Source organism: Pseudochrobactrum sp. AO18b (assembly GCF_000409565.1).
In the GTDB taxonomy this organism is placed as follows: domain Bacteria; phylum Pseudomonadota; class Alphaproteobacteria; order Rhizobiales; family Rhizobiaceae; genus Pseudochrobactrum; species Pseudochrobactrum saccharolyticum.
In genome coordinates, this window is the sequence record NZ_ANNO01000167.1 from 18,017 (window position 1) to 28,805 (window position 10,789).

8 protein-coding genes are annotated in these 10,789 nt (G+C 52.8%); 3 read left to right on the top strand and 5 right to left on the bottom strand.

The features are described 5' to 3' along the window. Positions 1–44: 44 nt before the first annotated feature. Entirely contained in the window at positions 45–1,130 is a 1,086-nt protein-coding gene (locus A918_RS0106970) for a siderophore-interacting protein (RefSeq protein WP_022710364.1), read from the top strand. A gap of 3 nt (positions 1,131–1,133) precedes the next feature. Here the strand turns inward: A918_RS0106970 and A918_RS0106975 are convergent, their stop codons facing one another. The 5 genes from A918_RS0106975 to A918_RS0107000 all read right to left on the bottom strand — a co-directional run bounded on the left by A918_RS0106975 (position 1,134) and on the right by A918_RS0107000 (position 6,872). After that, positions 1,134–2,906 carry an SLC13 family permease gene (locus tag A918_RS0106975; RefSeq protein WP_022710365.1) on the bottom strand — a complete coding sequence of 591 codons (1,773 nt, stop codon included), beginning with the start codon at positions 2,904–2,906 and terminating at the stop codon, positions 1,134–1,136. A gap of 224 nt (positions 2,907–3,130) precedes the next feature. Then, positions 3,131–3,724 (bottom strand): ABC-type transport auxiliary lipoprotein family protein, encoded by a 594-nt coding sequence (locus tag A918_RS0106985; RefSeq protein WP_022710367.1) that lies wholly within the window; start codon positions 3,722–3,724, stop codon positions 3,131–3,133. Next, on the bottom strand, positions 3,724–4,719 hold the full coding sequence (locus tag A918_RS0106990) for an MlaD family protein (RefSeq protein WP_022710368.1): 996 nt from the start codon (positions 4,717–4,719) through the stop codon (positions 3,724–3,726). The genes A918_RS0106985 and A918_RS0106990 overlap by 1 nt, the downstream gene beginning before the upstream one ends. After that, entirely contained in the window at positions 4,719–5,651 is a 933-nt protein-coding gene (locus tag A918_RS19735) for an ABC transporter ATP-binding protein (RefSeq protein ID WP_022710369.1), read from the bottom strand. Before A918_RS19735 ends, A918_RS0106990 begins: the two co-directional genes overlap by 1 nt. 33 nt (positions 5,652–5,684) lie before the next feature. After that, positions 5,685–6,872, bottom strand: coding sequence for an ABC transporter permease (locus tag A918_RS0107000; RefSeq protein WP_022710370.1), 1,188 nt, complete (start codon positions 6,870–6,872; stop codon positions 5,685–5,687). Positions 6,873–7,050: 178 nt separating this feature from the next. Here A918_RS0107000 and dgcA point away from each other — a divergent pair, with 178 nt between their 5' ends. Together dgcA and A918_RS0107010 are read left to right on the top strand one after the other, a co-directional pair. Then, positions 7,051–8,043, top strand: a complete 993-nt coding sequence (gene dgcA, locus A918_RS0107005; RefSeq protein WP_028233501.1) for an N-acetyl-D-Glu racemase DgcA — start codon at positions 7,051–7,053, stop codon at positions 8,041–8,043. Positions 8,044–8,406: 363 nt separating this feature from the next. Then, entirely contained in the window at positions 8,407–10,755 is a 2,349-nt protein-coding gene (locus tag A918_RS0107010) for an NADP-dependent malic enzyme (protein ID WP_022710371.1), read from the top strand. Positions 10,756–10,789 lie beyond the last annotated feature (34 nt).

Genomic DNA, 10,789 nt, shown 5'->3' on the forward strand with positions numbered 1-10,789 from the left:
CCTGTCTTTTTTGCGTTCATCCTGTTTCCAAAATCGAGAACACCGTGTCAGAGCATTCATCATCACTGCACAGCTATGCCAGTATCCGCCTCGTCAACGGGGCAAGCTATCTGCCGCCGATTATTGACCGTCTCAACTCCTATGAAGCGCATTATGATGCGCAAGAAGAACTGCACGCATTTTATTACCCTTTCGGGCAGATCGAGCTGAAATCGCAGCCGGAAGGTTATCAGGTTTCATTACGTGCCGGTGAAACTGTCGGGCTGAGCCGCCTGAAAGATCTGGCTGCCGTTGCCATCAAACTCTATACCAAAGAAGAAGCACCGGACATTCTCTGGGAAGGCGATCATGCCGGTGAGCAGCCACTGCCGCAATTCCGGCTGATGACCATTGTCTCTGCGCACTATTTCACACCGCATATGCTGCGTATCCGTTTCAGCGGTGAAGACCTCAAACGCTTTTCACTGTTCGGTGCGATGCATGTGCGGCTATTATTGCCTACCCAAGATGTGCCGCAGCCTGTCTGGCCGATCATGGGGCCGAACGGCCTGCCCTTCTGGCCGGATGAAGCAAAACGACCGGCAGCGCGCGCTTACACCATCCGCAATCTCAATATTGAAGAAGGCTGGATGGAGATTGATTTCTATATTCATGAAACAGCAGGACTGGCCAGCCAATGGGCTAAAAATGCCCGTGCAGGTGATATTGCCGGTCTGATGGGGCCGGTCGGCCGTCCGCTGCGACAGGCAAAACAATATCTGATCGGTACGGATATGACCGGCCTGCCCGCCGTCGGGCGGATGCTGGAAGAATTCGCACCCGATGTTACCGGCCATGTGCTGATTGCCGTTGATACGCAATCTGATATTCAGCCGCTCACCCATCCTGAAGGCATGACAATCGAATGGATTGTGAATGCCGATCAGGATACAGCCGCAACAGCACTGACAGACAGGCTCCGTGCCCTGCCATGGCCGGACGGTAATGACAGTTTCGGCTGGTTTGCCGGTGAAGCTGACTGTGCCAAAATCATGCGCGATTACTGGCGCAAACAGCTTGGTAAATCCCGTGACCAGACACTGGTCGCCGGTTACTGGCAGAAAGATTCAACCGGCTTCATGGCCGGTTGATATTTACTGCAACGGCCACCAGAACATCAGCGCCGGTACGGCCACGCAAATAATGATGAAAGACAAAGGCAGGCCAAGGCGCGGATAATCGCTGAAACGATATCCGCCCGGCCCCATAACCAGCGTATTGCACTGGTGCCCGATCGGCGAAAGAAAGTCACAACCGGCACCAATCGCCACAGCCATCAGAAATGCTTCAGGTTTAAAACCGAGGCCGGAAGCAAAGCTGGTGGCAATCGGCGCCATTACCAGCACTGTCGCCGCATTATTGAGAAATGGTGTGACCGCCATTGCTGTAATCAAAATCAGAGCCAGCGCACCGGCAGGCGGCATTTGATGTGCGAAGATCGTCAGCCATTGCGCAATCACATCCGTTGCGCCGGTTGTACGCAAGGCATCACTCACGGGAATAAGCGCAGCCAGCATCACGAGAATTGGCCCGTCAACGGATGAATAAACCTCACTGACCGGAATAACCCGAAAGACCACCATAGCCACTGCCGCCGCAAAAAAGGCGATTGAGACAGGCACAACGCCCAAGGCAGTTATTCCGATAGCAACCAGCAGGATCGACAGCGGGATCAGCCCGCGCCGTACACTACCGAGCAGAATGGTACGTCGCGCCAGCGGCAGGCAGCCCAGTTCGCGCAGCAATGGCGGCAAAATCCCCTGCCGTCCCTGCAACACCACCACATCGCCCTGATGAAGAATAACCTCACGCAGACGCTCGCTGATACGCTCACCCTGACGGCTCACCGCCAGCAGATTAACATCATAGTTCTCATAAAGATTAAGTCCGCGTGCCGATGTGCCGATCAGCGCGGAATCCTTGCCGATTACCGCCTCAATAGCCTCAATCTCGGCAGAGCCGGAATTCTCCGAGGGTATGCGGTCTTCCGTCAGTTTGAGCTTGCCGTTGCTGACAATCGCATCCAGCGCTTTCGGATCACCTTCCAGCAGAATAACATCGCCTTCAGCAATCACCGTATCCGGCAATGGTGCTACGCGTTTTGTATCGCGCAAGATGGATGTCACCATCGCATTGCCTTCGGCCGGTTTCACCAGATCAGTGATTTTTTTACCGATAACCGTCGCGCCTTTCGGCACCCGTGCTTCCGAAACATAATTGCGGATTTCAATGGCTTCATCCACGCTGACATTTTCGCGCTTACGCTGCGGAACCAGCCAGTAGAACAGTGCCAGATAAATAATCCCCACAACTGCCAGCGTTGCACCGACCGGCGTAAAATCAAACATGGTGAAACTCTCGCCCACCATTTCAGCGCGCACACGCGAGACCACAATATTAGGCGATGTGCCGACCTGCGTCATCAATCCGCCAAGCAGTGCGCCAAAGGCCATCGGCATCAGGAAAACCGACGGGGAGACATTGGAGCGGCGCGCAAATTGCAGTGCAACCGGAATCATAATGGCCAGAGCGCCGACATTTTTCACGAAAGCCGAGAGAACTGTCACCACACCGACCAGCAACAGCATTTGCAGCCGCACTGCATTGAGATGCGGCACAAAACGCTGCACCGCCGCCTCCATCAGGCCCGAGCGTGCCACACCGGCACTGACAATCAGCGCACTGCCGACAATGATAACAATATCATCCGCAAAACCGGTGAAAGCTTTGTCATAGGGAACCAGACCGAGACTGACAGAAATCAGCAGGAAGCACAGAGCAACCACATCATAACGAAACCGATCCCAGATAAAGACAGCCATCATCAAAGCGATAACCATGAGTGCCAATATCTGATGCAAGGTCATACGGCCTGCTCTCCCTGTCTTTTCCCTCACTATGTCATCAGTAAAGGGAATCGCATCTGCATATTTCAGCTTTTATACAGCAGACAGAATATTTTTCTTTTATTGATTTGGGGAGAGAAAAAAGGCGACATAAATGCCGCCTTTTAAAAAATTAAATATCTCAATGTTTTCAGAACACAAGACAGAAATACTTATCTGCCGCATGAAGATTTATCTGATTTTTATCAGATAACAGAAACCACCCATGCAACGATCTGTCTGGTCACATCACTGAAACCGGCATCCAATGCGCGGATATAGGCTTTGTTACCAGCGCCGCTGACCGGTGCGGATGATGTGAAGACCCGTGTGGCACGCACTTCACCTGTCTTGTCATTCAGCACACGAACGGCCAGTTCTATCTTGGCTGTCTGCGGTGAGGACGATGCATTGATACCGAAATCACGCAACTCCGCCTGCACCTGATAATTGATGGCGAGGCCGTCACCCGGACGTCCGACACCACCGACAGCATTGCTGTTTTCAAATGCCTGCACCAGACGCGCCTGCACCAGATTGGTCAGACGATCGCCCCACTGCGCTCCTTTAAGATAGGTGATGGAGCCCGGCGCATCGTGAATAACAATATTCTCGCTGTCCAAAGCTTTGAGTGCTGCCGGTGTCGGCACCAATATCTGCACATTCTTACGCTTCTGCGATACCTGCACCTGCGGCGATGAGCTGAGGCTGAATGTATCGAGCGGTGTTGTCGTACAACCGGCCAGCAGAACTGCGGCACCGAGAACTGTCAGTTTATAGTTCAGAATATGCTTCAGCATCAGTGACGTTTCCTTCCGTCATATTGCGGCACAGTGCCTGAACCACCAAAAATAATACGCTGAGGATCCCGCTCAAGATCGGTAATCGCCTGTTCAATACGCTGCAGCGAACGGCGGCTGTCCACGACAACCGACTGTACATCGCTTAAGCCCTTGCCCGAAAAGCGCGCCAGATTATCCGCAATCGGAGCCAGACGCTTATCCAGATTGTCCGAAGTTTTCTGAATAGAAGCGAGCGTCGCTTTCGCCTGTGCCACAACACCTTCACGGTCTTCCGGCGACAACAGCTTGTCCACTTTGGCCATGATGCCATCCACGCGCTTGGATGCCTCATTCAGGCGCTGCATCATTTCACGCGCTTCCTGAATCGTCTTCTGAACATCCGCAGCATTATCGCCGATCGCACTGATTACATCGGCATTTTTGGCCAGCGCATCAGTAAAGGTCTTGGCATTATTGACTGTATCTGTCAGCGGACCACGGGCATCATTAACAAAGCCCTCCAGCCCGCCAAGCACACGCTCGGTACGGCCGAAAATATCCTTCGCGGTCGCCATAAGATCGGTAAAGATTGACGGATCAGCATTGATACGCGCCACATAGCCGCCCTTCTCCGCCTCTTCCATCAGATTAGGCTCCATCAGGCTGCCGCCCTTAAGCTCAACAAAAGCGATACCTGTCAAACCCTGAGAAGAAAGCTCGGCCTTGGTGGAACGGGTAATCGGCGTGGTGCGGTTCACTTCAGACTGCACAATCACCATATTCGGGTTGAGCGGATCGAGGAACATCTGGCGCACATCGCCAACCTTAATCCCGTTAAACAGCACCTGACTGCCCTTGGACAGACCGGTCACAGAACCGGGAATACGAATTTCCAGCGGCAGCGTATCATTGCCGTCACCGAAACGCGCAGCCCAATAAACGAAACCAAATGCGGCAAGTGTCACAGCAAGTGTGAAAATACCGACCAGAACATAATTGGCTTTTGTTTCCATTACTGATTCAATTCCGTATCTGGTCCCGCATCAAGATTTGTATTCTGGTTTTCAGTCCCGCTCAAATCCGTTCCTTTTTTCTCAACCGGTATTGTTGAGCTTTTGCGCCGGCGGTTTGCTGCATTCATATCAATCTGCCGTGCTCTCTTACCGTTGAAATAGGTCTGTACCCAAGGATCGTCAAATTTCAGCAATTCTTCAACTGTGCCGTCTACCAGCACTTTCTTTTGCCCTAATACAGCAATTCGGTCGCAAATTGCAAAAAGACTATCAAGATCATGGGTTACCATATAGACGGTCAGCCCCATCGTATCGCGCAAATTGGCAATCAGATCATCGAAATCCGCTGCACCGATCGGATCAAGCCCTGATGTCGGCTCGTCGAGAAACACCACTTCGGGATCCAGCGCCAATGCGCGTGCCAGTGCAGCGCGCTTAATCATCCCGCCGGAAAGTTCAGACGGATATTTCTCCGCCGTATCCGGCTTCAGCCCCACCAGATCAATTTTGAGCCGTGCCAGCTCATTCATCAGCTTTGGCGACAGGTCGAGATATTCGCGCATCGGCACCTGAATATTTTCCAGCACTGTCAGCGAGGAAAACAGCGCACCTTGCTGAAAAAGCACGCCCATACGCATATCAATCGCCATTTTCTGGCGCTCATTGACCTTATCAACATCCTGCCCGAAAATATCGATCAGGCCGGATTTCTTCTGGTTCAGCCCCAGAATAGTGCGCATCAGCACCGACTTACCCGAGCCAGACGGACCGATAAAACCAAGAACCTCGCCGCGGCGAATATCCAGTTCCAGCTTGTCCAAAATCACATTACGACCAAAAGCAACCGTGACATCACGCACGGAGATCACGGCTTCCTGCGCCGCTCCTGCATCTGTGCCCTGTGATGGCTGCCGGTTGTCTTTGCTTGTCATATTCATCCGTATGTTTATCGTAATGCTTTATTTTTAAAACTCGATGGCTGCGTAGAAAATCGCAAACAAGCCGTCCACGACAATCACCACAAAAATCGATTTCACCACCGATGAGGTAACACGGCGTCCCAGTGATTCTGCACTGCCTTTTACCTTCATACCCTCAACCGAAGCCATGATACCGATAATCATCGCCATGAACGGCGCTTTAATCAGACCCGCAAGATAGGTTGAAGTCACAATCGCGTCACGCAACCGGCTCATAAAAGCTTCCGGCGGAATGCCCGAATAGGCCCATGCAACAAATCCGGCACCGGCCAAAGCGGCCAGATCGGCAATGATTGTCAGCATTGGCAGAACAATCACCAGTGCCACCAGTCGCGGAAACACCAGCACACCAACGGGATTGAGACCAATAACCGTCAGCGCATCGGTTTCCTCGCGCATTTTCATCGAGCCGATTTCCGCCGTGATCGCGCTGCCGGATCGCCCTGCAATCATAATCGCAGTGAGCAACACCCCGATTTCACGCAGCACGAGAATACCGACCAGATCGACCACGAAAATTTCCGCACCAAAATAGCGCAACTGAAAGGCGCCCTGCTGGGCGATAATCGCACCGATAATCGTCGACATCAGCAAGACAACAGGAATCGCGCCGACGCCCATTCGGTCAATCTGATTGACGATAGCTGCATAGCTGATGCCGTTGCCGCGACCGGACTTCATCTGCGAACCGCGGATCGTCGCGCCAAGAATATGCATCGACATCAAAAAATCATCGCGTGCCGCATACATGAAGCGGCCGAGCTTATCGAGCAGAGCAATTGCAAAAAACGGACGGCGGTGTTTTTCAGGCAGCTGATAGCGCTCAACCGCAGCGCCGACCTCTTCCAGCAACGGTGTCCAGCTCGGGCGGATATTATCAATATGCACACTGATCTGCTGTTTGCTCAGCGCAACGCGCAGACGCTCAATCAGCCATGCTCCGGCCGTATCGAGACCGGATATGTCACCCATATCCACTTTTACAACCGACGCCTGCATTTTATCTGCAAGACCGCTTTCCAGCTTGCGCATCTGATTATCAACGCGGGCGACAGTCAGTGACGTCCAGCGGCCGGATAAAGAGATAATAGTCGCGCCATCATCCGCCACCACATTAATTTCGGGTGCGGATGCAGGGCTGCTACTTGTTTTACCCGTTTTATCGGTCAACATGCGTCTTCCAAAACCTGAGTCTGTTTGGAAATAACCGGATCAGATATGCGCCGGATTACTTCCATCCCTTCTGCAAATATCCAAGTCTATCAGCTTTCTGATAATCCCGAACGCCTGCACCAATATGATTTATCTGCACTATACCAGGCGTAAATTTCTATAATTACGGACAGTACCAATGCAATATAATCTAAACCTGCTTATTGAGCGCTACCCGATTGCAGGGAAATTTACAATCTCGCGCGGCTCCAAAACCGAAGCAGTGGTCGTAGTGTGTGAATTGAGTGACGGTATTCACAGCGGTCACGGCGAATGTGTGCCTTATGCCCGTTACGGCGAAAGCATCGAATCAGTCAGCGAACAAATTCATGCGATTGAGCCTTTACTGAAACAAGGCGGCTCGGCAGAAAGCCTGCGTCTGAAATTGCAATCCTTTATGCCTGCCGGTGCCGCACGCAATGCCGTAGACTGCGCTTTGTGGGATTTGCAGGCAAAACAATCCGGCACGACAGTTGCTGCTTTGCTCAATATTGCACCGCGTCCGCTGATTACTGCGATCACCGTCTCCATTGATACGCCGGAAGCTATGTCCGCAGCCACCGCCAAACTGGCACATCATCCGCTGATTAAAGTGAAAATCGGTGGTGAGAATGATGCTGCGCGTATTCGTGCCGTGCGGGAAGCCGCACCAAAAGCGCAAATCATTCTGGATGCCAATGAAGGCTGGAATGCGGATAATTTTGCTGAAAATATCAATGTGGCCGCAGAATGCGGGATTGCACTGATCGAACAGCCGCTGCCTTCATCCGATGACAGCTATCTGTTACAGGCCAGCCGCCCTGTGCCGGTCTGCGCTGATGAAAGCGCCCACACATCTGAAGGTCTGGAAAAGCTGAAAGACCGCTATGATGCGGTGAATATCAAGCTGGATAAGACCGGCGGCCTGACTGAAGCACTGGTCATGCGTGACAAAGCCCGTTCTCTTGGCCTGCAAGTGATGGTCGGCTGCATGGTTGGTTCGTCTCTCGCCATGGCACCTGCCCTGATGGTGGCGCAGGATTCGGATTTCGTCGACCTCGACGGACCGCTCCTGCTGGCGCGTGATCGTGAACCGGCATTGCATTATGACGGGACAACTGTCTCCCCGCCTCTGCCTGAATTGTGGGGTTAACCGGATTTCAGTTAAGCGCGATTTCACTCTGACTGAGACATAATCGCGCTCCCCTTTCGGCTACAGGCCGCAAAAGCGTATTTTTTGATTTTTACAGTGCCGAATGAGCAGTCTGTGATTTGTAACTTGCCCGAATATCCCATATACGACCTTATTCCTACAAAATGGCACGCTTGTCCGAAGCGCCTCCCTTTGAGACAAATGCGCCAGAGTGTTTTTGGTTAATGTAGTTTGGGCAGACCATTGCGGAAAAGAAATAAGTCCGGCGGACTGATTTCCCCGCACAAGCGGAACCCGCTTTTGCTTAACTGCTTAGCTGTCACGGGGATGACTACCCCAATCGTCTGACTGGACAAGAATTATATGACAAAAAAATCATCCAACGACACGAATAACACCGGCACCGCACAGGTATCCGGCACAGACAGAAAATTCTCGGATTTTGAAGAAGCGGCACTGTTTTACCACCGCTCGCCAAAGCCAGGTAAGCTGGAAATCCAGCCAACAAAAACACTCGGCAACCAGCGCGATCTGGCACTGGCCTATTCCCCGGGTGTTGCAGCTCCTTGTCTTGCTATTCAGGATGATCCGGCACTGGCTGCCGATTATACTGCCCGCGCCAATCTGGTTGCGGTTATTTCCAACGGTACAGCCGTTCTCGGTCTCGGCAATATCGGCCCACTGGCTTCCAAGCCGGTGATGGAAGGTAAAGCCGTATTGTTCAAGAAATTTGCCGATATTGATGTTTTCGACATTGAAATCGACTCGCTCAAAGTCGAGCGTATGGTTGATGTGATCTCCGCGCTGGAACCAACCTTCGGCGGCATCAATCTGGAAGATATCAAAGCGCCGGAATGTTTCGAGGTTGAAGAACAGCTCCGCGCTAAAATGAACATTCCGGTTTTCCACGACGATCAGCACGGTACAGCGATTATCGTAGCCGCAGCCGTTATGAATGGTCTGGAGCTGGCCGGCAAAGATATCACCAAAGCCAAAATTGCGGTTTCCGGCGCCGGTGCGGCAGCCCTTGCCTGCCTTAACCTGCTGGTCAGCCTTGGTGCACAGCACAAGAATATCTGGGTCAGCGATCTGGAAGGCGTTGTCTATAAAGGCCGTAACGAGCTTATGGACCGCTGGAAAGAGGTCTATGCTCAGGATACCGATGCCCGCACATTGAATGACATTATCGCGGATGCGGATGTGTTCCTCGGCGTGTCTGCCGCAGGTGTATTGAAGCCGGAAATGGTTGCCAAAATGGCGCCTACCCCGCTGATTATGGCTCTGGCCAATCCGAAGCCGGAAATCATGCCGGAAGAAGCCCGCGCCGTGCGTGAAGATGCAATCATCTGTACCGGCCGTTCGGACTATCCGAACCAGGTGAACAATGTTCTCTGCTTCCCGTATATTTTCCGCGGCGCGCTGGATGTCGGCGCAACAGCCATTAATGAAGAAATGAAAATGGCTGCGGTGAAAGCAATTGCTGCTCTCGCCCGCGAAGAAGTGTCCGATGTGGCAGCCCGTGCCTATTCCGGTGATACACCGGTATTTGGTGCCAATTATCTGATCCCCTCGCCGTTTGATCCGCGTCTGATCCTGCGTATTGCTCCGGCCGTGGCAGAAGCTGCTATGGAAACCGGCGTGGCAACCCGCCCGATCACCGATATGGAAGCCTATATCGACCGTCTCAACCGCTTCGTGTTCCGCTCCGGCCTGATTATGAAGCCGGTCTTTGCTGCTGCACGCCGCTCCGCAGACAAGAAACGCGTTATCTATGCCAATGGTGAAGAAGAACGCGTTCTGCGTGCCGCTCAGGTGGTGCTGGAAGAAGGCATTGCACAGCCGATCCTGATCGGCCGTCCGAATGTGATCGAAACCCGTCTGCAGCGCTATGCGCTGAAAATCAAACCGGGTGTTGATTTTGAAGTCATCAATCCGGAAGATGATCCGCGTTACCGTGACTATGTTGATCTGATGCATAAGCTGACCGGCCGTCAGGGTATGACACCGGAAGCCGCCCGTTCCATCGTGCGCACCAATCCGACGGTAATTGCTGCTCTGGCCATGATGCGCAACGAAGCCGATGCGATGATCTGCGGTCTCGAAGGCCGTTTTGAACGTCACCTGACGCTGGTCAAACAGATTCTCGGTGTTCAAACCGGCCTGCATGATCTTTCCACACTCAGCCTGCTGATCTCCTCACGCGGTACCCTGTTCTTTACAGATACCTATGTGACCATTGATCCGAGCGCAGAAGAAATCGCGGAAATGACCATTCTGGCGGCCAAGGAAATCCGTCGTTTCGGTATTGAGCCGAAGGCAGCCCTGCTGTCGCATTCCAACTTTGGTTCGCGCGATTCAAAAAGTGCAGCCAAAATGCGTCAGGCCTGCGCAATTCTGCAAGAACGCGCACCGGAGCTGGAAGTGGATGGTGAAATGCATGGTGACGCGGCTCTGTCGCAGTTCCAGCGTGACCGCGTATTCCCGAATTCCCGCCTAAAAGGCGAAGCCAATCTGCTGGTCTTCCCTAATCTGGATGCCGCGAATATCACCATGAATGTGCTGAAGACTGTGACCGATGCCCTGCATGTCGGCCCGATCCTGCTTGGTGCAGCCCGTCCTGCGCATATTCTCACACCGTCGGTTACATCGCGCGGTATTGTCAATATGACAGCACTGGCCGTTGTTGAGGCTTCACAGCGCACAACAGCCTGATTTCGACAGCGCTATAAAAATATTTGAACGGACC

Coding starts and splice junctions, on each gene's coding strand:
- A918_RS0106975 (WP_022710365.1), bottom strand. CDS start 2,906: ATGACCTTGCATCAGATATTGGCACTCATGGTTATCGCTTTGATGATG.
- A918_RS0106985 (WP_022710367.1), bottom strand. CDS start 3,724: ATGCTGAAGCATATTCTGAACTATAAACTGACAGTTCTCGGTGCCGCA.
- A918_RS0106990 (WP_022710368.1), bottom strand. CDS start 4,719: ATGGAAACAAAAGCCAATTATGTTCTGGTCGGTATTTTCACACTTGCT.
- A918_RS19735 (WP_022710369.1), bottom strand. CDS start 5,651: ATGACAAGCAAAGACAACCGGCAGCCATCACAGGGCACAGATGCAGGA.
- dgcA (WP_028233501.1), top strand. CDS start 7,051: ATGCAATATAATCTAAACCTGCTTATTGAGCGCTACCCGATTGCAGGG.
- A918_RS0107010 (WP_022710371.1), top strand. CDS start 8,407: ATGACAAAAAAATCATCCAACGACACGAATAACACCGGCACCGCACAG.
- A918_RS0107000 (WP_022710370.1), bottom strand. CDS start 6,872: ATGTTGACCGATAAAACGGGTAAAACAAGTAGCAGCCCTGCATCCGCA.